Source organism: Bacteroides sp. Marseille-P3684, from assembly GCF_900291465.1.
Lineage (GTDB): Bacteria > Bacteroidota > Bacteroidia > Bacteroidales > Bacteroidaceae > Phocaeicola_A.
This window is the reverse complement of the sequence record NZ_LT985808.1, coordinates 2,334,752-2,357,103: the sequence shown is the minus strand read 5'-3', so window position 1 is coordinate 2,357,103 and position 22,352 is coordinate 2,334,752. Positions and strand designations below refer to the sequence as shown.

Sequence of the window (22,352 nt, the reverse complement as noted above, 5' to 3'; positions counted from 1 at the left end):
CTTTTTTATCTGCCGTATGATAAGCTGGACAATACCAGATTGGCAACAGACAAGGAGGTCTGCCTGCTTATTAAATGATATTTAGTGCATTGTGAATGTTGCTTGATTACTTAAAATACTCTACATTTGTGGGCTATTAGCTCTCCTATAATTTATAAGGATTCAGCAGTACTGTAAATCTCTAAATATTCATTTTTTAAGTATGAAGATTACGATTATTGCCGGCGCACGTCCCAATTTCATGAAAATAGCCCCTTTAGCACGTGCAATCAAAGCTGAACAGGCTCAGGGCAAAGATATTCAATATCGTTTGGTCTACACCGGTTCACGACAGGATGCAAGTTTGGACTCTACATTGTTTGAGGATTTGGGAATGGATGCTCCCGATGTATATCTCAATGTGGAAGCAACGGACTTCTTTGAACGTTTGGCGGGAATCTTGGTTTCTTTTGCACATGACCTGGATGCTCACCCTACAGACTTGGTGATGGTTGTCGATGATATGACCCCAACCATGGCATGTTCCATCGTAGCAAAAAAGAAAGGCATCAAAGTGGCGCATTTGGTTGCAGGAATCCGTTCCTTTGATATGAATATGCCCAAGGAGGTTAACCGGATGATTACAGATGGATTATCTGACTATTTCTTTACTGCGGGGATGAATTCCAATCGCAACCTGAATCAAACGGGAACAGAACAGGCCCATGTCTATTTCGTAGGTAATCTCCTGATTGATACATTGCGTTACAATCGACAGAGATTCGTGCGTCCCGATATGCCGGCTGATATCACTGACGGAGCCTACCTGTTGTTCACTCTGAACCGACGCGCAGTGGTCGATGAGCCGGAAACATTGGAGAATTTGTTGGAAACTCTTTTGCGGGAGACGGATTTGCCAATCATGGCTCCACTTCATACGTATGTAGCAGATAAGATACGTTCTTTGCATCTTGATTTGTCTCGCCTCCATTTGTTGCCTCCCCAGCCTTATTTGCAATTTGGCTATTTGGAAGCACATGCAGCCGGAATTATCACAGATTCAGGCAATGTGGCGGAAGAAGCAACGTTTCTCGGAATACCTTGTATTACCTTACATGATTATGTGGAACATCCTGAAACAGTAAATCAGGGGACCAACGTTGCCGTAGGTCTGGATATGAAAGAACTGGCAGAAGCCCTCCGGGTTCTGAGAAGAGGAGAGTGGAAAACAGGCTCCCTTCCGGAACGCTGGGATGGACGTACGGCAGAACGTATCCTTCAGATATTGGAAGAGATTAAATTCTGAGCTTAAAAGACTGTTGCAACCTATTACACATATATTAAATAAGGTATAGACAGCTTCTAAATTAGAAAAGATTCTTGCATGCGTACAACTATTTTTTCTACTTTTGCAGCATCTAAACAAATTATTCATAGGTAAAAAGAACATCATGGGAACAATTAAATGTATTGGTATCTTAACCTCCGGGGGTGATGCTCCAGGAATGAATGCAGCAATCCGTGCGGTGACTCGTTCAGCCATTTACAACGGATGGAAAGTAAAAGGAATCTATCGGGGCTATGAGGGATTGATTAACAATGACATAAAAGACTTGACCTCAGAGAGTGTCAGCAATATTATACAACGTGGCGGAACCATTCTTAAAACAGCGCGTTCGAAAGAATTCATGACTCCTGAAGGACGTCAGAAAGCTTATGAGAATCTTCAGGCACATGGAATCGATGCACTGGTTGTGATTGGTGGAAATGGTTCCTTATCGGGAGCCCAACTGTTGGCCAATGAGCATAATATGATTTGTATCGGATTGCCTGGTACAATTGACAATGACTTGTATGGAACCGACTCCACAATTGGTTATGACACAGCCTTGAATACTATTATCGAATGTGTTGACAAGATACGTGACACAGCAACGTCACACGATCGTATTTTCTTTGTAGAAGTAATGGGACGTGACGCCGGTTTCCTGGCACAAAACAGTGCCATTGCTTCAGGAGCTGAAGCTGCCATAATCCCGGAAGACGAAACCGATATTGACCAGTTGGAGGAATTTATTGGTCGTGGTGTACGTAAAAGCAAGAGTAGCAGTATCGTAATCGTGTCGGAAAGTCCCAAAAGCGGTGGTGCCATGCACTATGCAGAACGTGTACGCAAGGAGTATCCGCAATATGATGTACGTGTGACAATCCTCGGACACTTGCAACGCGGAGGTACCCCTAGCGCCTTTGACCGTATCTTGGCAAGCCGTCTGGGAGTAGCAGTCATTGAAGCTCTGAAAGAGGAACAGCGTAATGTGATGATCGGAATCAGTAACAATGAGATTGTTTATGTTCCTTTCAATAAGGCTATTAAACGGAATAAGCCCATTGATCGGGAACTGATTAATGTCTTGAATGAACTATCTATCTAACTAAATAGAATCGGATAATTAATCTTGATGAGCCTTGCATGTTACGTTTTATACATGCAAGGCTTATTTTGTGCTTGAAAAAGTATCTGAGTAGAAGTTATTTTAAGGCTTTTTTGTAGGTTAGCCGTATATTCTCCCAACGGATGATGCTTCATCCTTATTATTTTCACTAATTTTGTCCGCAAATTGAAAATACATAAAAACTTAATCGCAATGTTCAGAACACATACATGTGGAGAACTGAGACTCTCCGATGCAGGTAAAGAAGTAACTCTTGCCGGCTGGGTGCAGCGTTCACGCAAGATGGGAGGTATGACTTTTATTGATTTGCGTGACCGTTATGGCATTACACAGTTGGTTTTTAATGAAGAAAATAACGCAGCACTTTGCGGACAGGCTAATCGTCTGGGGCGTGAATTCGTCATTCAGGTGAAAGGTACCGTCAATGAGCGTTCCAATAAGAATACCCATATTCCAACAGGTGATATTGAAATTATTGTCAATACTCTCACCGTATTGAATACAGCATTGACTCCTCCGTTTACCATTGAAGACAATACGGATGGAGGTGATGACTTGCGCATGAAGTATCGCTATCTTGATTTGCGACGTAATGCCGTACGCAAGAATCTGGAACTGCGCCACCGTATGACCATGGAAGTACGTCGTTATCTCGACAGCAAAGGCTTTTTGGAGATAGAGACCCCCATGCTGGTAGGTTCAACTCCTGAAGGAGCCCGTGACTTCGTCGTTCCTTCCCGTATGAACCCGGGGCAATTTTATGCTCTTCCACAATCACCACAAACATTGAAGCAACTCCTGATGGTTTCTGGAATGGACCGTTATTTTCAGATTGTGAAGTGTTTCCGTGATGAAGATTTGCGTGCTGACCGCCAGCCGGAGTTCACTCAAATCGACTGTGAGATGAGCTTTGTAGAGCAGGAAGATATCATTGAGACCTTTGAGGGGATGGCCAAACATTTGTTCAAGGAACTCCGTGGAGTGGAATTGACAGAACCTTTCTTGCGCATGCCTTGGGCAGATGCCATGAAATATTATGGTAGCGATAAACCAGACTTGCGCTTCGGAATGCGTTTTGTTGAACTTATGGACATTCTTAAAGGATATGGATTCTCTGTGTTCGACAATGCAGCTTATATTGGAGGAATCTGTGCCCAAGGTGCCTCTCATTACACCCGTAAACAGCTTGACCAACTGACGGATTTTGTAAAACGCCCTCAGATTGGCGCCAAGGGGTTGGTATATGCTCGTGTTGAAGCTGACGGAAATGTAAAATCAAGTGTTGATAAATTCTATTCACAAGAAGTGTTGCAACAGATGAAAGCAGCCTTCAATGCGCAACCGGGTGACTTGATCCTGATTCTGAGTGGTGATGATGCTATGAAAACTCGTAAACAACTTTCAGAGCTACGCTTGGAAATGGGAAATCAATTGGGATTGCGTGATAAAAATAAGTTCGCATGCCTATGGGTCGTAGATTTCCCGATGTTTGAGTGGAGTGATGAAGAGGGACGTCTGATGGCTATGCACCATCCCTTTACCCATCCGAAGGAAGAGGATATTCCTCTATTGGATACCGACCCGGCTGCTGTTCGTGCCGATGCTTATGATATGGTAGTTAACGGTGTTGAAGTCGGAGGTGGTTCTATTCGTATCCATGACTCACAGCTTCAGGCAAAGATGTTCGAAATATTGGGATTCACTCCCGAACGCGCGCAAGAGCAGTTTGGCTTCCTGATGAATGCGTTCAAATATGGAGCTCCTCCTCATGGAGGATTGGCTTACGGGCTTGACCGCTGGGTATCGTTGTTTGCAGGTTTGGATTCCATCCGCGATTGCATTGCATTCCCCAAAAACAACTCCGGTCGTGACGTTATGTTGGATGCTCCTGCAGCTTTGGAACAAAAGCAATTGGACGAACTACATTTGATTGTTGACTTGAAGGAAAAGTGATTGGAATAAAATAACTATTCTGTTATAAAGACCTTATTTATGGACATTTCAGTTAGAACGGTTCATAAATAGGGTCTTTTTTATTCAATCACCATCAACTTAATAATAGTCGATTGGAATAATTGATTCGTATCGTAAATTTATGGAAATACGTAAGGCCGAATTGAGCGATCTGACTCGCTTGATGGATATTTTTGCTCATGCCCGTCAGCTAATGATTGCTACAAATAATCCCCATCAATGGATTGACGGCTATCCTTCCGAGCAGTTGATTAGGGAAGAGATTGAGCAAAAACATTGCTATGTCTGTGTGGGGAGAAACGGACAAGTAGTCGGTGTGTTCTGCTATATCGAAGGAGAAGACCCGAACTATGCACATATTGAACAAGGAGCTTGGCTAAATGATTTGCCGTATGCCACAATTCATCGATTGGCGACATCCGGAGAAGAGAGGGGAGTAGCGGATGCTTGTTTCCGCTGGTGCATGGAGCGTAGCAATAATTTACGCGTAGATACTCATCGTGATAATCTTATATTACAACATCTCGTGGCTAAATATGGATTTACCTATTGCGGTATTATCTACGTTTCAAACGGGACTCCCCGCTTGGCCTATCAGCGATATATCGGGAAGTGAGAAATAATCTGAATAACTACTGACGCGGATAACAGGGTCACAAACAGACTCGTATTATCCACGTCAACTAAGAAAAAACAAGGAATTGCTTCCTGACTTTGACAATGCGTCACCCTGCTTTATTTTTGTCTTGATCTAATGCCTCCAACAATGGTTTGATGGTCTCCTGCTGTGGTGTTGTGAATAGAGTCTCAGTATATACCGAGCCGTTGGGCAGCCTTATTCTGAGCGTCGTTATTGTCTTGGCGATTTCAAGAACCTTGTCAACGCTCATCTTCATGCCGACTTCTCTGATGACCCGTTCAAGTTCCTTATACACCNNNGAGTCTCAGTATATACCGAGCCGTTGGGCAGCCTTATTCTGAGCGTCGTTATTGTCTTGGCGATTTCAAGAACCTTGTCAACGCTCATCTTCATGCCGACTTCTCTGATGACCCGTTCAAGTTCCTTATACACCTTGTAGGCTACAAAGCAGATGCAGATATGGGCCTCGATACGTTTCTCCGTAAAATGGAACATTGGACGCATCTCGAGCGTCCCTTTGCCAATACGGAAAGCCCTCTCAACCATCCAAAGGCCATGGTATTGTGATATGACCTCTTTCCCGGACAGGGTCGTATTCGTTATATACCCCTTCAGTCCATCCCAAAGACTGTCTTCTGCTATCTTTTCCTCATTGATACTTACGGTTATGTCCTTGCTGATATCGAGAAATTTGTTGTAGCCTCGCTTATTGACGTTGTCCTTGGTCAGAGTACCTTTCGCATAGGCCTTGCGGAGTCTATCGACGCCTTTGTTGCGGTTCCATGCGTTTTTCTTTGCCCGTGCATCTGAATAGCTCACAACCAGCCTCTGGCAATCATTCTTGCAACATTCAATAATGTTCCCGTCCGTCCTGTCAATTGCAAGAATCCAGTCTTTAATCTTTGGAGACTCGTTTCGGATTCTCGCCCCGATAATATACCGGTAGCCGGCGGATTCCAGCAGCTCCACATTCTTTGTGTTCATAAGGCCCGAGTCGGCCACAACGATGAAGTCTGTCAGCTTGAAGCGCTGGACAAAGTCATCGATTACGGGAATCATTGTGCGCCCCTCGTACTGGCTGCCGTTGAAGATAGAGTAGGACATCGGGTAGCCGTCCTCGCTCACCAGCAGTCCGAGGACTATCTGCGATTCTGCCATCTTGCCGTCCTTTGAGAAGCCTGCCTGACGAAGAACATCGTCCGGCTGTGGTGCGGACTCGAAGTAAAGTGTGGTCACATCGTAGAAAACGACCCCAATCCGTCCGCCGAGAATCCTCATCGTGTGCTCTACGCTTATCCGCTGGACCTTCTCGCGCTGCGTATTATACAGCTTGTCCATATAGCGGTAGATGTTATGTAACCGAACGTCTTCGTCGAAGTAGGACTTCAGATACGACGCTGTGGCAACCTTGCTCTGCGGATGACAGACCCTTGCGATGACGAGATGGCGCAAAATGCTGTCCCCGATTACTCCAAAGCCAATTCTGTCATATATGTGGCCGAGGATAACTTGTGGCGTGTTCTGGAGCGTCCTCTCGATGCGCGCAATGGTATTTCTCGCTTCTTGGAGCGCCTGAGCGCTCTCGTCAAAGTCAAGTGTCATCTGACCGGAATATTCGTCTATCCATTGACGCGCTTTGACCTCAAGGCGAACAATCTCGTCGGGGGCAGACGATACTCCAATTGTCTTAAGCTCCTTGAACTTGCCACTGCTCTTGTCTGCGATAACCACGCTCACAGTGCCGCTACGGTTCTTTTTCTTGCGTACAAACATGCCATAAAGGTACTCATTTTAGGTTTGCGTCACCCGCGTCACCATGAAGATTTTCTGGAATGGCTGATTTTAAAAATGTTACAATTGTTGAAATATCAAGCTGTCAAAGTCAGGAAAAAACAAGGAATTGCTTCAAGATTCTGCAACTAGTCTATAAATCTCCTAGTCAGCTCTTGAAACTCATCAATTCGTCTATCCCGTAAGAACGGCCACCAGCGGCGCACATTCTCCGAACGTTCCAAGTCTACTTCCACTACGAGGTTCTCTTCTTTGAGACTGCCGGCTTGTGCCAGAATTTCTCCTTGCGGTCCGGCAACAAAACTATTACCCCAAAATTGGATACCCCTGGTCTGCCCGGAAGGATCAAGCTCATGTCCAATACGATTGACAGCCACGACCGGCAACCCGTTGGCTACGGCATGGCCCCGTTGGGAAATCATCCATGCACCCAGTTGTCTGGCCTTTTCATCGTCAGTGTCACTACTTTCCCAACCAATCGCTGTCGGATAAATCAAAATGTCGGCACCTTGCAATGCCATCAGACGCGCTCCCTCAGGATACCATTGATCCCAACAGACTTGCACACCAAGTTTTCCAATCGAAGTTTGTATTGGTTTGAAACCCAAATCTCCAGGAGTAAAATAGAATTTCTCATAATAAGCAGGGTCATCAGGAATGTGCATTTTCCGGTATTTTCCGGCAATACTTCCATCTTTATCGAATACAACTGCTGTATTATGATAAAGTCCCGGCGCACGCTTTTCGAACAATGAAGTGACCAGAACAATATGAAATTGTCGTGCAATCTCGCTATAAAACCCGGTAGACGGACCTGGAATAGGTTCAGCAAGGTCAAAATTCGTTGTGTCTTCTGTCTGACAGAAATAGAGTGTGTTGTGTAGCTCTTGCAATACGACCAACTCAGCCCCGTAAGCTGAAACGGCAGCTATATTGCGATTAAGCTTTTCCAGGTTGATACGCAAATCGTTACTGTTTGCTTGTTGGATTAAACCAATCTTTATCTTTCTCATATCGTGTTATTTATTTTCTTTAGCTGTTACAAAACATCCTGAAGGATATTGCATGGTGGCGCAATGCAATGAACCATGCTGCTTGATGAGTGCACGGCAATCCACCCCGATGATGTCGTGATGGGGGAAGGCCTGTGACAATACTTTTTTAGCTCTCTCATCATTATCTGGCTGGGCATAAGTCGGATATAATACCGCTTCATTCATAATAAGAAAATTGGCGTAAGTAGCTGGCAGGCGTTCCCCGTTACATACAATAGCGTCAGGCATCGGAAGAGGCAACAGGCGGTAAGCGCGTCCGTCGAGTGTACGGAAAGAAGACAATTGCTCCTCCATCCGTTGAAGCGCTTCATAATGCTCATCATTTTCATCCGTGCATTTCACATAGACCAATGTGTCTTCCGGGCAAAAACGTACTAAAGTATCTATATGGCTGTCTGTATCATCACCCGATAAATATCCGTAGTCCAACCATAAAACCTGTTCGAGATGGAACAGAGATTTGAGATGGTTTTCGATGTCCTTTCTATTCATGGTTTCATTGCGGTTGGGAGCCAGCAGGCAAGTGGAAGTCGTCAGTAGCGTTCCTTTGCCATCACTCTCAATCGAACCACCTTCCAGAACGAAATCAAGGCAGTTGCGATAAGCTCCATGCAATAATCCGGAAGCGAACAGCCGACGATTGATTTGATTGTCCTCATTGGCAGCAAACTTCATACCCCATCCGTTGAAACAAAAATCAAGTAGGAGAGGCCCTTGTTCGGTAAGCATTGTGATGAAGCCATGGTCACGTGCCCACGTATCATTGGTCGGACATTCCAGGAAGTAGACATTATCCATATTCACCTTATTATATATAAGCTTTCGTACACGTTCCGGTTCCGGTGTGACAATGAGTAGCGGTTGTCTGTCAGTAATCTCTTTAGCCAGCTCCATGTAGCAGGCATCCACCTCGCCAAGCATGGGTGCCCAATCTGTATTTTTATGGGGCCAAGTCAGTTGGATCAAACTCTGTAAATGCCACTCAGCAGGAAGAAAAGCGGCAACAGTCTCGACTCCAAAGTTCAATTGCAACGTTTTTTCTGTACCGCCTCCTTGGGGTAGGCTAACAAATAATCCCATAGTGTTCTATCAATTTATAATATTCTGTTTTTTGTTCAATTGAATGTCTGATATCATGATTTTTCTGATTTTGCGACTAAAATGAGATCATGGATTGACATTCGTATTTGTTTGTGCGGCAAAGATAAGTCTTTTCAACCAAAAAATGTATTTGGTACTAGGATAGCGCGTAGATTTCCACTATCTTTGCGGTAATTTTAGAAATAGAATGAAAATAAAGGAACTTGTATGCGCCCTTGAAAGCTTCGCGCCTCTGCCTTTGCAAGAAAGCTATGATAATGCTGGCTTGCAATTAGGATTGACAGAGTCGGAAACGACAGGGGCTTTGTTGTGTCTTGACGTCACCGAACCTGTCATAGACGAAGCGATAGCATTGGGGTTTAACCTCATTGTGTCGCATCATCCACTGTTGTTCAAAGGAGTAAAATCCATTTCCGGTTCAACTTATGTGGAGCGCTGTATTTTGAAAGCTATAAAAAATGATATAGCAATCTACTCAGCACATACCAACTTGGACAATACAGTGGGAGGTGTAAACTTCAAGATTGCCGAAAAGATTGGTTTAAGGGATGTTACCTTCCTGACTCCGTCTCAGAATGACGGTATGAGCGGAAGCGGAATAATAGGTACATTGTCTGAGCCTGAAACTGAGACCGACTTCTTGCGACGCATCAAAAAGCTCTTCGAGGTCGGTTGCCTTCGCCATAATAAAATGACCGGACGTCAGATTCAACGTGTGGCCATTTGTGGAGGAGCCGGTGCATTCCTGATTCCGGATGCTATTGCGGCTGCGGCCGATGTTTTCATTACGGGAGAAATCCGTTATCATGAATATTTTGGACATGAACGAGAGATTCTTCTGGCTGAAATAGGCCACTATGAAAGTGAGCAATACACGAAGGAATTGCTTGCAGAATATCTGCAGAGACAATTCCCCGGGCTTAAAGTGGAACAAACAAAGATCAATACAAATCCCATCAAATATTTATAATCATATGGCAAAAGACGTAAAGAAAGACCCTCAAGATCTGTCGGTAGAAGAGAAACTGAAAGCACTGTATCAACTGCAGACTATGCTCTCTGAAATTGACAAAATTAAGACTTTGCGCGGTGAACTCCCCTTGGAAGTACAAGACTTGGAAGATGAGGTGACAGGCCTGACGACCCGCATCGAGAAGATCAATAAGGAAATAGCTGAGCTGAAAGAGAACGTCACCACTAAGAAAAATGAGATTTCTGAGGCACAGGCATCGGTAGATAAATATAAGACTCAATTGGATAATGTACGCAACAACCGTGAATACGATGTGTTGAGTAAGGAAATCGAATTTCAGACTTTGGAAATCGAATTATGCGAGAAAAGAATCAGAGAATACAATGCTTCTGCAACTGCTAAAGCCGAAGAGTTGAAAAAGAACACGGAGTTGCTTGAGGAACGTAAGCAAGATTTGGAGGTCAAAAAGACAGAATTGGATGAGATTGTGTCTGAGACCAAACAGGAAGAAGAAAAACTGCGTGAGAAAGCAAAGGCGTTGGAAACAACTATTGAGCCTCGTTTGCTTCAAGCATTTAAGCGTATCCGTAAGAATTCTCGTAATGGTTTGGGAATTGTCTATGTACAACGTGATGCTTGTGGCGGTTGCTTTAATAAGATTCCCCCTCAGCGTCAATTGGACATTCGAATGCGTAAAAAAATCATCGTATGCGAATATTGTGGCCGTATCATGATCGATCCTGAACTGGCTGGCGTTGAATAAGTCTTGTCATTCCTCTAGAATTAATAAAAGCGGTAGCATATCCCTGAATAGAAAAGGATGTGCTACCGCTTCTTCTTGTTCATTTATTAAGAACTTTAGGAAGTATCCAAAGAAGAACTTATTGTATTTTTTATAAAGACGAGTAATCCGGTATCTCTTGAAGAAAGGTATAGGTTTGTCGGGCATAATCCATCTTACAGCAGAAATGCTTCAGCCCATTGCTGACTATCAAATAATCTACCCTCAAGACAATATTATAATTGCTGATTTGTGAAAAGACCTGTTGGGTTATCTCGATATGGGGGGCTTTGTATTCTATAATCATTTTTGCCGACAGATCACGATTATAAAGGACCGTGTCGCAACGCTTGGTCGTTTTGTGCAGCTTCAGCATGACTTCATTGCCCATTAATGCTTGAGGATATCCCTTATGCTCAATAAGAAAATGTACAAAGTGCTGCCGGACCCATTCTTCGGGAGTTAACACTACATATCGCCTGCGCAGAATGTCGAAGATAGTTGTTTTCCCATCATGAAGTTCTATTTTTGGTTGGAAAGGAGGTAAGTTTAATGATAACATTTGCTACTTTTGTGAGAGTTTATATCAAGCCATATTCATTTAGACAAAAGTATAGAAATTATGAGGACGAAGCAAGAAATTGTCGAGAATTGGCTTCCGCGCTACACGCACAGGCGTCTGGAAGACTTTGGAGAATATATATTGTTGACAAATTTCAACAACTATGTGGAGTTGTTTGCAGAAGAATGTAATTCTGAAGTTGCAGGTGAGGATGCTAATATGAGATCATCTTCTGCCAATGGTATCACAATAATCAATTTTGGAATGGGAAGTCCCAATGCGGCTATCATTATGGATTTGTTAGGAGCAATTCGACCAAAAGCCTGCCTGTTCCTTGGAAAATGTGGAGGAATTGACAAGAAAAATCAATTAGGAGATTTAATACTTCCCATTGCTGCAATACGTGGTGAGGGTACATCAAACGATTATTTTCCCCCTGAAGTTCCGGCCCTCCCGGCTTTTATGCTACAGCGAGCCGTTTCTTCTACAATCCGCGATCATGGACGGGATTATTGGACAGGTACTGTATATACAACCAATCGGCGCATTTGGGAACACGATGTAAAGTTTAAGGAATATCTGTTGTCAACTCGTGCTATGGCTGTTGACATGGAAACAGCAACTCTATTCAGCGTGGGCTTTGCCAATCATATACCAACAGGGGCGTTGCTGCTGGTATCAGATCAGCCAATGGTTCCCGAGGGCGTTAAGACGGAAAAGAGTGACACGCTGGTTACGCACAATTACGCGCGCGAACATGTACGAATCGGTATCGAATCCCTCCGCATGATTATTGATGAAAAACGGACGGTGAAGCACTTGAAATATGAATGGTAATCAAAAATGAATTTAAGATGGCTAAGCAGGAAATAAGCATTGAGGAAATAATCCGTAACTTAAAAAATAGACAATATGCTCCCATTTATTATTTAATGGGAGATGAGTCTTATTACATTGATAAGATTGCCGATTATATGGCAGATACAATCCTGACTCCTGAAGAGAGAGAGTTCAATCAAATGATTTTCTATGGAGGAGATACTGATATAGAAACTATCATCAATGCAGCCAAACGGTTTCCGATGATGAGTAAATACCAACTGCTTATTGTCAAGGAAGCCCAAGGCTTAAAGAATATCGATAAGCTGTCTTATTATTTGAAGAAGGTACAGCCCTCTACGATCTTAGTATTCTGCCATAAGAACGGCTGTTTGGATCGAAGAAAAAAAGTTACATTAGAGATTGAGAGAAATGGGGTACTTTATGAGTCCAAGCGTTTGAAGGAATCACAGCTACCTGCATTTATCACAAATTACCTGAAGCGAAAACGGGTGGATATAGAACCCAAAGCTTGTGAACTGATGGCTGGTTTTGTTGGTTCTGACCTGTCCCGAATGAGTAGTGAGTTGGATAAACTGATTCTTACTTTACCCAAAGGGATGAACCGGATTACTTCTGAGCAGATTGAAAGAAATATAGGTATCAGTAAAGACTTTAATAACTTTGAATTGAAAAATGCATTAATTGAGAAGGATGTATTTAAGGCAAACCAGATTATTAAATATTTTGAGGAAAATCCCAAAAATAATCCTCTCCAGATGACATTGGCTGTGCTCTTTAACTTCTTCTCCAATTTGATGCTTGCTTATTATGCACCTCAGAAGACAGAAGCTGGAATAGCCATTCAATTAGGATTGCGAAATCAATGGCAATCTCGGGAATACATGCTCGCAATGAAAAAATTCAGTGGAGTAAAGGTTATGCAGATTATCGCGGCCATTCGCCAATGCGATGCCAAGTCTAAAGGAGTAGGTAATTCTTCAATAACAAATGGAGAGCTTCTCAAAGAACTTGTCTATACAATCCTTCATTAAATATGTCCCTGTAAGATATTATTTCTTATAGGGACTTTTTGTATTACAATTATAATAATCATTATAAAATGCCCTATATTATATTACAATAGTATAATAAATAGGTGATAAGATCGGTAGAATAAAACTTGATTTATTATATTTAGATATTACATTATATATCATAATATAACAATACAATTGTTTTAATGTATATTTATCCACTCTTCTTAATTGATAATATTCTAATGAATACCAATATATTAGTGTCTGAACAGTGAGGCTATATGGTAGACAGGGTTAAAAATGAAATGTATATAAACTTAGATTTGTATAGTATGCTCCTTTCTTTATATATAACACGCTGTATACTAGTACTATATTTAATTTAATACAAGTTAATTATAGATTTGTTATTAGTTAAGTACTTAAGTACATAATACAAATGCAATCAGTAGTCAATACAAATATATTTTATTTTTGTTATAGACAAATTTGGATATTTAATCTCGCTTATTTACATTTGTAACATCTTAGAGAATTTGCAAAATGAAAGAGCGGATAGAAGAAATTATGAGAGAAGCTAAAGTTACTTCTTCTCAGTTTGCCAAGATTATTGGAGTGAAGCAGGCTTCTTTATCACACATTCTGACAGGAAGAAATAATCCTAGTCTAGATGTTATTATGAAGATTAATCAAGCTTATCCTGGAATCCATTTGGAATGGCTACTCTATGGAAAAGGCGAAAAAGGAACTGTACATGAAAGTAACTTGATAAACAGTCCAGAAAATGGAGAGGGGCAAATCATTGCGCCTGTTATGAATGAACTTTTCCCTGCAGATGATATAAATGAAATAGAAAATACGCCCGGAAAGCCTGAAAATATCCCTTCGATGGAAAGTGTTCGCTATATAGAACGACCTCCTCGAAAGATTGTAGAAGTTCGTATTTTTTATGATGATGGTACCTATGAAACTTTGACTCCTTCTAAATAGAGATTTATTACCTTTCATTCGTTATAAATGCATATTTACGGTATGAAGCAAAATACGTATCTTTGCCCACAGAGTATATAATACAGTTTTTTCTATGATGAAGAAATACATTCAAGATTTATCGGTTACGGAAAATATCCGCCTACATGCTAACTATGTTTTATTGAAACTGACTCCTACAGGTTCTTTACCGGAGATGTGCCCCGGACAGTTTGCAGAAATTCGCGTAGACAATTCTCCCGCTACTTTTCTGCGACGTCCTATATCCGTGAATTTTATTGACAAAAAGCAGAATGAGATTTGGTTTCTGATTCAACTCGTGGGCGAAGGAACCAAGCATCTCGCACAAGCGAAAAAAGGAGATCTGATAAATGTAGTCTATCCTCTTGGAAAGGGATTCACAATCCCAGAAAATACACATTTGAAGACTCTGTTAATCGGTGGGGGAGTTGGAACTGCTCCCATGCTTTATTTGGGAGAGCGACTCAAATCAAGAGGTTTTGAGCCAACATTCCTTTTGGGAGCACGCTCCAGCAAAGATTTATTGCAATTGGAAGAATTCGAAAAATACGGTAAGGTATATACAACAACCGAAGATGGAAGCCAGGGTGAAAAGGGCTACGTGACCCAACATTCGATACTCCAAAATGAACGTTTTGATATGATTTATACCTGCGGTCCCAAACCGATGATGGTTTCTGTTGCCAAGTTTGCCAAAACAAATGGAATAGAATGCGAGGTATCCCTCGAAAACCATATGGCTTGTGGAGTAGGCGCTTGTCTATGTTGTGTTGAGAATCTCAAGGATGAAGGCAATGTCTGCGTATGTAAGGAAGGTCCTGTGTTTAATATAAAACGATTGTTATGGCAAATTTAAATGTAAAAATAAATCATCTTAATATGAACAACCCGGTAATGACGGCATCGGGCACTTTTGGTTATGGTATTGAGTTCGCAGACTTTCTTAGTTTGGAACAATTGGGAGGAATCATTGTTAAAGGAACTACCCTCAATCATCGAGAAGGGAATCCCTATCCCCGTATGGCAGAAACCCCTTCTGGAATGTTGAATGCTGTAGGGCTTCAAAACAAAGGTGTAGATTATTTTGTAAATCATATTTATCCCAAGATAAAAGATATACAAACTAATATGATTGTGAATGTATCGGGGTCCGATATAGAGAGTTATATGAAGACAGCCGAAATTATCAATGAATTATCCGGTATTCCTGCCATTGAATTAAATATATCTTGCCCTAATGTAAAGCAAGGAGGCATGGCCTTCGGAGTGACTGCCAAAGGAGCTAACGAAGTAGTAAAAGCTGTACGAAAAGTCTATAATAAGACTCTAATTGTAAAATTATCCCCCAATGTGACTGATATTACAGAGATAGCACGCGCTGTAGAAGACGGTGGAGCTGATAGTGTTTCGCTCATAAATACTGTCTTGGGCATGGCTATTGATGCAGAACGGCGTCGCCCTATACTATCAACTATTACCGGTGGTTTGAGTGGTGCAGCGGTTAAACCAATAGCACTCCGAATGGTCTGGCAAGTTAGTAAGGCAGTTAAGATTCCAATAATTGGATTAGGAGGCATCATGAATGCGCGTGACGCTATTGAATTTCTGTTAGCCGGTGCTACCGCTGTACAAATAGGAACAGCAAATTTTATAGACCCAACGGTTTCTTTGAAAGTGATTGATGGTATTAATGACTATTTGGATCGCCATCATTTTGAATCAGTCACTGACATTATTGGAGCTTTGGAATGTTAATCATCTGAATTTTATGAAGAGTCCTCTAGCTGTTGTTGGGGGACTTTTTTATACCTTATTGTATTTTATGATCAAATATATTCTTGAATATGCTCTCATGCAATTTATCTGTACTATATAAGTGAATAGATATTATTTAAGCAAATCGGGTCGTAGAAGACGAGTTCTTTCAATAGACTGTTGTAATTCCCAATCACGGATATTACGTTCATGACCCGATAACAATACATCAGGAACACGCCAGCCCTTGTATTCTGCCGGGCGGGTATAAACAGGCGGAGCCAACAGGTTGTCTTGGAAAGAATCTGATAAAGCAGATTGCTCGTCGGAGATTACTCCCGGAATGATACGTACAATAGCATCAGCCATCACAGCAGCAGCCAGTTCTCCTCCTGTCAAAACATAATCTCCAATACTGATTTCTTTGGTTATAAGATGTTCACGGATGCGATAATCAATACCTTTAAAATGTCCGCATAATATAATCAGGTTCTCAGTTAGCGATAATGTGTTTGCCATTTTTTGGTCAAATTGCTCACCATCAGGTGTTGTGAAAATCACTTCATCATAGTTTCGCTCACTTTTTAACGCTGAGATACAACGATCAATAGGTTCAATTTGCATAACCATACCGGCACATCCCCCATACGGGTAATCATCAACCCTACGATGTTTGTCAAGTGTATAATCTCGCAAGTTGTGAAGATGGAACTCGGCCAATCCTTTTTTTTGGGCTCTCGCCATAATCGAACAATTAAAGAAGCCCTCTATCATTTCCGGTAAAACGGTGATTATATCTATTCTCATTATCGCAATTAAAATCTTTTTCGTGCAAAAATACGAAAAAGATATCGGTCAATGGGAATTTTCTTCATTGGAAATTCATCTATCTTTCTTATCAGCTCATAGTCTGTTGGCTTTTTTGTTGTAACTTTGCTCACCTAACATTAAAATTCAATTTGCTAATTTTATGACAGAACAAGAACGCATATTGCAACTACGAAACGAATTGCACGAACATAATTACAACTATTATATTTTGAATGCTCCCGTAATAACCGACCAAGAGTTTGATTCCTTAATGCGTGAGCTTCAGGATCTAGAGGCAAAACATCCGGAAATGGCTGACCCAAATTCGCCAACCATGCGTGTTGGGAGTGATTTGAATAAAGATTTCCAGCAAGTTTATCACAAGTACCCTATGCTATCCTTGGCAAATACTTATTCGGAAGCGGAAGTCACAGACTTCTATGAACGTGTGCGTAAAGGGTTGGAAGGAGAAGATTTTGAGATTTGTTGCGAAATGAAATATGATGGAACTTCGATATCATTGCTTTATGAAAATGGCAGACTTGTGCAAGCTGTAACTCGTGGAGACGGTGAAAAGGGAGACGATGTAACGGACAATGTCAAGACGATACACTCTATTCCTTTAATACTTAAAGGTGAAGGTTATCCGCAATCGTTTGAGATGCGTGGTGAGATTTTAATGCCTTGGGAGGTTTTTGACAGCTTGAATCGAGAACGAGAGTTGAGGGAAGAACCATTATTTGCCAATCCTCGTAATGCAGCTTCTGGGACGCTAAAATCGCAAAACTCTGCTGTAGTCGCATCGCGTAAGCTAGATGCCTACCTATATTATATGTTGGGCGAGAATTTGCCAAGTGATGGACATTTTGAGAATTTACAGATGGCAGAACGTTGGGGATTCAAAATCTCCCATGTCGCACGTAAATGTCATACGCTGGAAGAAATCTTTTCATTTATCAAATATTGGGATACGGAACGAAAGAATCTCCCCGTTGCGACAGATGGTATTGTTTTGAAAGTAAATTCATTGCGCCAACAACGTAATTTGGGATACACCGCAAAATCCCCTCGTTGGGCCATTGCCTATAAATTCCAGGCGGAACGTGCGATAACCCGTTTGGATTCCGTCAGTTTTCAAGTAGGCCGTACGGGAGCCATTACGCCAGTTGCCAACCTGGAGCCTGTACAGTTATCAGGCACCGTGGTGAGAAGGGCATCCCTGCATAATGCAGATATTATTGCAAATCTGGATTTGCACATCGGTGATATGGTTTATGTGGAAAAAGGAGGAGAGATAATCCCTAAAATTACGGGTGTAGATATAGCCTCCAGGCAATCAGATAGTACAAAAGTGCAGTTTATTACTACATGTCCGGAATGTGGGACTCCTTTGATTCGTTATGAAGGAGAAGCTGCCTATTATTGCCCGAATGATATTGCTTGTCCTCCTCAAATCAAAGGCCGTATTGAACATTTTATCAGCCGTCGGGCAATGAATATAGACAGTTTAGGCCCAGAAACAGTCGACCAATTCTATCAACATGGATTAATTAGGGACATAGCCGACCTTTATGAACTGCAAGCTGATGCTATCTGCCGTATGGAACGTATGGGAAAAAAATCAGCTGACAACATTATCAAGGGTATAGAGGATTCACGTAATGTTCCTTTTGAACGAGTGCTTTTTGCATTAGGCATACGCTTTGTTGGAGAAACGGTTGCAAAAAAACTGGCACGTGTATTCAAAAACATCGAGGAATTGTCTCATGCCACATTGGATACACTTATTCATGTTGATGAAATTGGAGAAAAGATTGCTAGAAGTGTAATTCTTTATTTCTCCAATGAAAATAACCGCTTACTTATCGAACGATTAAAAAGAGCCGGAGTGCAGATGAGCTTGTCCGAACAAACGCTGCAAGGACAGACCGAGAAACTAAAAGGCATGTCCATTGTCATTAGCGGTGTATTTATTCATCATTCGCGTGATGAATATAAAGCGCTGATTGAACAACATGGAGGCAAAAACGTAGGTAGTATTTCTTCAAAGACTTCTTTTATACTGGCCGGAGATAATATGGGGCCTAGCAAATTGGAAAAAGTAAAGAAGCTGGGTATAAAAATTGTCAATGAAGATGATTTTTTGAAGCTCATAGAGTAAGTATTTTTGCGTTTTTAGTATTTTTGCGGTCAATTAAATACGGATTTATAATATATTTATGATACATCGGCAATTTAGAGGGATGGGGGTTGCATTGATAACTCCTTTCAAAGAGGATGGGAGTGTGGATTATGCCGCCTTAATTCGTTTGGTAGATTACCTCCTGCAAAATGGAGCTGATTTCCTTTGTGTTTTAGGAACGACGGCTGAGACCCCCACTTTAACGACAGAAGAGAAAAATGAAATCAAACGTCTTGTTATAGAACGTGTTAATGGGCGTATGCCTATATTGCTCGGTTGCGGAGGAAATAATACGCAAGCTATTATTGATTCCTTGAAGCAGGATGACTTTACGGGTGTTGATGCAATATTGTCTGTTGTTCCTTATTATAATAAGCCGTCTCAAGAAGGCATTTATCAGCACTATAAAGCAATAGCTACTGCAACAGATTTGCCCATCGTTCTTTACAACGTTCCAGGTCGTACAGGAGTAAATATGACTGCAGAAACGACATTACGCATAGCCCGTGATTTTCCGAATGTGATTGCTATTAAAGAAGCTTCAGGGAACATTACGCAAATGGATGATATCATCAAGAATAAGCCTGATAACTTTGATGTTATATCCGGAGATGATGGTATAACCTTTCCTTTGATAACTTTAGGTGCAGTAGGGGTTATTTCCGTTATCGGGAATGCGTTTCCTCGTGAGTTCAGTAGAATGACGCGTTTGGCATTACAAGGGGATTATGCCAATGCTTTGACTATTCATCATAGATTTACAGAACTGTTTAATTTGTTATTTGTGGATGGGAATCCGGCAGGTGTAAAAGCCATGTTGAACGCTATGGGATTTATTGAAAATCGGTTACGTCTGCCATTGGTACCTACACGTATTACGACCTATGAGAAGATGCGACAGATTTTACAGACATTGAATATTAAATATTGAAAGGGAAAGGGGATCTTAGAACATAAATTACAGTTCTCCATCTGATAAAATATTGGCACTTGCTTGCAGGCAGAGTGTAAGGCACTCCGGCCTACAGGCAAGTGTTGTTTTATGGAGAACTATCCGATGTACAATGTCCAATCACCCACTTTTTATTATGGTTTTTGCTTCATTGTATCATTTGCTGAAAATGTTTATCTTTGTGGCAAGTATCACTTAAAAACATTTGTATGGGATTATTCAGTTTTTTCTCTAAAGAAAAGAAAGAAACCTTAGATAAAGGTCTGGAGAAGACAAAGGAAAGCGTATTCTCGAAAATCGCGCGTGCTGTGGCTGGCAAATCAAAGGTCGACGATGAAGTGTTAGACAATCTGGAAGAGGTGTTGGTAACTTCTGACGTTGGTGTTGAAACAACCTTAAAGATTATCAAGCGTATTGAGGAGCGTGTAGCACGTGACAAATATGTAACCACGGAAGAGCTCAATAAGATATTGAAAGAAGAAATCGCAGCGTTATTGACCGAGAATAATGCTGTTGATGCTGTGAATTTTGATATTCCAATCGATAAAAAGCCGTATGTTATTATGGTAGTAGGTGTCAATGGCGTCGGTAAGACAACCACTATTGGCAAATTGGCTTATCAGTTCAAGAAAGCTGGGAAATCTGTGTATCTAGGTGCAGCGGATACTTTCCGTGCCGCTGCTGTAGAGCAATTGGTTATTTGGGGAGATCGCGTCGGTGTACCTGTTATCAAGCAGAAAATGGGGGCCGATCCGGCTTCTGTCGCATTTGATACCTTAAGTTCTGCTGTAGCAAATAATGCAGATGTTGTAATTATTGATACAGCCGGACGATTGCACAATAAAGTTGGCTTGATGAACGAGTTGACGAAGATTAAGAATGTAATGAAGAAAGTCATTCCTGATGCTCCGGCTGAAGTCTTATTGGTGCTGGATGGTTCTACTGGTCAAAATGCCTTTGAACAAGCAAAACAGTTCACGTTAGCAACAGAAGTAACCGCTATGGCCATTACTAAATTGGACGGTACAGCCAAAGGAGGTGTCGTTATAGGTATATCAGACCAATTCAAGATACCTGTGAAATATATAGGTTTAGGAGAAGGAATGGAAGACTTACAGTTATTTAATCGAATGGAGTTTGTTGATTCGCTATTTGGAAGTAATAAATGAGAAAAAATACGATAGATATCATCACCCTCGGGTGTTCAAAGAATCTTGTAGATTCAGAAAAGTTATTGCGGCAGTTGCGTGCCAACGGTTATAAGGTTACTCATGATTCGGAGCATCCGACTGGTGAAATCGCCGTAATAAATACTTGCGGTTTTATAGGGGATGCTAAAGAAGAATCCATCAATACGATTTTGGAGTTTTGTGAAGCGAAGGAAGAGGGCCGATTGCGTCATCTCTATGTGATGGGATGTCTTTCGGAACGGTATTTGAAGGAGCTACAAGTAGAAATACCTCAAGTCGACAAGTTTTATGGTAAATTTAATTGGACAGAATTACTGCAAGATCTAGGTAAGGCGTATCATCCAGAACTTCAGCAGGAACGTACCTTAACTACACCAGGTCATTATGCTTACCTGAAAATATCAGAAGGCTGTGATAGGCAATGTGCTTATTGTGCCATCCCAATTATTACTGGGCATCATGTATCACGCCCAATAGAAGATATCATAGAAGAAGTTAAATGGTTGGTATCACAGGGCGTTAAAGAATTTCAAGTGATTGCTCAGGAACTGACATACTATGGTGTAGACTTATACAAAGAACAAAAAATAGCAGAGCTGGTTGAACGCATGGCCGAAGTTGATGGGGTCGAATGGATACGTTTACATTATGCCTATCCTTCTCATTTCCCCGACGACCTATTTCGTGTGATGCGTGAGCACAAAAATGTTTGTAAGTACATGGACATTGCCTTACAACATATTAGTACGCCTGTTTTAGCTCGTATGCGCCGACATGTTAATAAGGAAGAGACTTATCAACTCATTGAACGGTTTCGCCGGGAAGTCCCAGGGATTCATTTACGTACGACTTTAATGGTTGGATTTCCTGGAGAAACTGAAGATGATTTTGAGGAATTGAAAAGATTTGTCCGTGATGTTCGGTTTGACCGAATGGGAGCATTTGCCTATTCAGAGGAAGAGGGGACGTATGCAGGAGAGCATTATGAGGATGATGTGCCTGAGAATGTCAAGCGTCAACGTTTGGATGAACTCATGGCTATACAAGAGGATATATCAGCTGAATTAGGAGCTACAAAAATCGGTCAAATATTTAAAGTTATTATAGATCGTATCGAGGGAGATTATTTTGTCGGACGAACAGAATATGATTCCCCTGAGGTGGATCCGGAAGTTCTCATAGCTCTCGAGAACAAAGAGCTCCGAATAGGTGACTTTTACCAGGTTAAAATAACCTCAGCTGATGATTTTGATCTCTATGGAACAGTCGTAGAGTGACCTCTTT

21 protein-coding genes are annotated in these 22,352 nt (G+C 41.6%); 15 read left to right on the top strand and 6 right to left on the bottom strand.

What is annotated here, in order from left to right; all coding sequences use genetic code 11:
- Window positions 1–202: 202 nt before the first annotated feature.
- From C8275_RS09250 to C8275_RS09235, 4 genes are all read left to right on the top strand, one after another.
- Window positions 203–1,285 (top strand): UDP-N-acetyl glucosamine 2-epimerase, encoded by a 1,083-nt coding sequence (locus C8275_RS09250; RefSeq protein WP_106484915.1) that lies wholly within the window; start codon window positions 203–205, stop codon window positions 1,283–1,285.
- A gap of 145 nt (window positions 1,286–1,430) precedes the next feature.
- Complete coding sequence (gene pfkA / locus C8275_RS09245) at window positions 1,431–2,411, top strand: 6-phosphofructokinase (protein WP_022383570.1); 981 nt, start codon at window positions 1,431–1,433, stop codon at window positions 2,409–2,411.
- 213 nt (window positions 2,412–2,624) lie between these two features.
- Window positions 2,625–4,385 (top strand): aspartate--tRNA ligase, encoded by a 1,761-nt coding sequence (gene aspS / locus C8275_RS09240; RefSeq protein ID WP_106484914.1) that lies wholly within the window; start codon window positions 2,625–2,627, stop codon window positions 4,383–4,385.
- A 142-nt stretch (window positions 4,386–4,527) separates the two neighbouring features.
- Window positions 4,528–5,022: a GNAT family N-acetyltransferase gene (locus C8275_RS09235; RefSeq protein WP_106484913.1), complete on the top strand. Its 495-nt coding sequence runs from the start codon at window positions 4,528–4,530 to the stop codon at window positions 5,020–5,022.
- 109 nt (window positions 5,023–5,131) lie between these two features.
- On the opposite strand, the gene C8275_RS14645 is transcribed toward C8275_RS09235, so the two are convergent.
- From C8275_RS14645 to C8275_RS09220, 4 genes are all read right to left on the bottom strand, one after another.
- Window positions 5,132–5,302 carry a hypothetical protein gene (locus tag C8275_RS14645; RefSeq protein WP_157948128.1) on the bottom strand — a complete coding sequence of 57 codons (171 nt, stop codon included), beginning with the start codon at window positions 5,300–5,302 and terminating at the stop codon, window positions 5,132–5,134.
- Complete coding sequence (locus C8275_RS09230; RefSeq protein WP_106484211.1) at window positions 5,299–6,819, bottom strand: IS1634 family transposase; 1,521 nt, start codon at window positions 6,817–6,819, stop codon at window positions 5,299–5,301. The genes C8275_RS14645 and C8275_RS09230 overlap by 4 nt, the downstream gene beginning before the upstream one ends.
- 146 nt (window positions 6,820–6,965) lie before the next feature.
- Window positions 6,966–7,850: a carbon-nitrogen hydrolase gene (locus C8275_RS09225; protein WP_106484912.1), complete on the bottom strand. Its 885-nt coding sequence runs from the start codon at window positions 7,848–7,850 to the stop codon at window positions 6,966–6,968.
- A 6-nt stretch (window positions 7,851–7,856) separates the two neighbouring features.
- Window positions 7,857–8,972 (bottom strand): agmatine deiminase family protein, encoded by a 1,116-nt coding sequence (locus C8275_RS09220; protein ID WP_106484911.1) that lies wholly within the window; start codon window positions 8,970–8,972, stop codon window positions 7,857–7,859.
- A 208-nt stretch (window positions 8,973–9,180) separates the two neighbouring features.
- Between C8275_RS09220 and C8275_RS09215 the strand changes: the two genes are divergently transcribed.
- Complete coding sequence (locus C8275_RS09215) at window positions 9,181–9,963, top strand: Nif3-like dinuclear metal center hexameric protein (RefSeq protein ID WP_106484910.1); 783 nt, start codon at window positions 9,181–9,183, stop codon at window positions 9,961–9,963.
- Window positions 9,964–9,967: 4 nt separating this feature from the next.
- Window positions 9,968–10,729, top strand: a complete 762-nt coding sequence (locus C8275_RS09210) for a zinc ribbon domain-containing protein (protein WP_022383565.1) — start codon at window positions 9,968–9,970, stop codon at window positions 10,727–10,729.
- Window positions 10,730–10,859: 130 nt separating this feature from the next.
- Here the strand turns inward: C8275_RS09210 and C8275_RS09205 are convergent, their stop codons facing one another.
- Window positions 10,860–11,309: a type I restriction enzyme HsdR N-terminal domain-containing protein gene (locus C8275_RS09205; protein WP_106484909.1), complete on the bottom strand. Its 450-nt coding sequence runs from the start codon at window positions 11,307–11,309 to the stop codon at window positions 10,860–10,862.
- Window positions 11,310–11,369: 60 nt separating this feature from the next.
- On the opposite strand from C8275_RS09205, the gene C8275_RS09200 reads away from it, so the two are divergent.
- The 5 genes from C8275_RS09200 (at window position 11,370) to C8275_RS09180 (ending at window position 15,934) form a co-directional block, all read left to right on the top strand.
- Window positions 11,370–12,146 (top strand): AMP nucleosidase, encoded by a 777-nt coding sequence (locus C8275_RS09200; RefSeq protein ID WP_022383563.1) that lies wholly within the window; start codon window positions 11,370–11,372, stop codon window positions 12,144–12,146.
- Window positions 12,147–12,163: 17 nt separating this feature from the next.
- Window positions 12,164–13,183 carry a DNA polymerase III subunit delta gene (gene holA / locus C8275_RS09195; protein WP_022383562.1) on the top strand — a complete coding sequence of 340 codons (1,020 nt, stop codon included), beginning with the start codon at window positions 12,164–12,166 and terminating at the stop codon, window positions 13,181–13,183.
- Between the two features lie 528 nt (window positions 13,184–13,711).
- Window positions 13,712–14,158, top strand: a complete 447-nt coding sequence (locus C8275_RS09190; RefSeq protein WP_106484908.1) for a helix-turn-helix transcriptional regulator — start codon at window positions 13,712–13,714, stop codon at window positions 14,156–14,158.
- Between the two features lie 97 nt (window positions 14,159–14,255).
- The gene (locus tag C8275_RS09185; protein WP_106625785.1) at window positions 14,256–15,035 is read left to right on the top strand and encodes a dihydroorotate dehydrogenase electron transfer subunit; all 780 of its coding nucleotides are present in this window, start codon (window positions 14,256–14,258) and stop codon (window positions 15,033–15,035) included.
- Window positions 15,023–15,934, top strand: coding sequence for a dihydroorotate dehydrogenase (locus C8275_RS09180; RefSeq protein WP_106484907.1), 912 nt, complete (start codon window positions 15,023–15,025; stop codon window positions 15,932–15,934). The genes C8275_RS09185 and C8275_RS09180 overlap by 13 nt, the downstream gene beginning before the upstream one ends.
- A gap of 132 nt (window positions 15,935–16,066) precedes the next feature.
- Here C8275_RS09180 and trmD read toward each other — a convergent pair whose 3' ends face one another.
- Window positions 16,067–16,741, bottom strand: coding sequence for a tRNA (guanosine(37)-N1)-methyltransferase TrmD (gene trmD / locus C8275_RS09175; protein ID WP_106484906.1), 675 nt, complete (start codon window positions 16,739–16,741; stop codon window positions 16,067–16,069).
- A gap of 163 nt (window positions 16,742–16,904) precedes the next feature.
- Between trmD and ligA the strand changes: the two genes are divergently transcribed.
- The 4 genes from ligA (at window position 16,905) to rimO (ending at window position 22,345) form a co-directional block, all read left to right on the top strand.
- Window positions 16,905–18,905, top strand: coding sequence for an NAD-dependent DNA ligase LigA (gene ligA / locus C8275_RS09170; RefSeq protein WP_106484905.1), 2,001 nt, complete (start codon window positions 16,905–16,907; stop codon window positions 18,903–18,905).
- Window positions 18,906–18,963: 58 nt separating this feature from the next.
- Window positions 18,964–19,857 carry a 4-hydroxy-tetrahydrodipicolinate synthase gene (gene dapA / locus C8275_RS09165; protein ID WP_106484904.1) on the top strand — a complete coding sequence of 298 codons (894 nt, stop codon included), beginning with the start codon at window positions 18,964–18,966 and terminating at the stop codon, window positions 19,855–19,857.
- Window positions 19,858–20,087: 230 nt separating this feature from the next.
- The gene (gene ftsY / locus C8275_RS09160) at window positions 20,088–21,047 is read left to right on the top strand and encodes a signal recognition particle-docking protein FtsY (RefSeq protein WP_106484903.1); all 960 of its coding nucleotides are present in this window, start codon (window positions 20,088–20,090) and stop codon (window positions 21,045–21,047) included.
- On the top strand, window positions 21,044–22,345 hold the full coding sequence (rimO, locus tag C8275_RS09155) for a 30S ribosomal protein S12 methylthiotransferase RimO (RefSeq protein WP_106484902.1): 1,302 nt from the start codon (window positions 21,044–21,046) through the stop codon (window positions 22,343–22,345). The genes ftsY and rimO overlap by 4 nt, the downstream gene beginning before the upstream one ends.
- The last annotated feature ends 7 nt before the right edge of the window (window positions 22,346–22,352 follow it).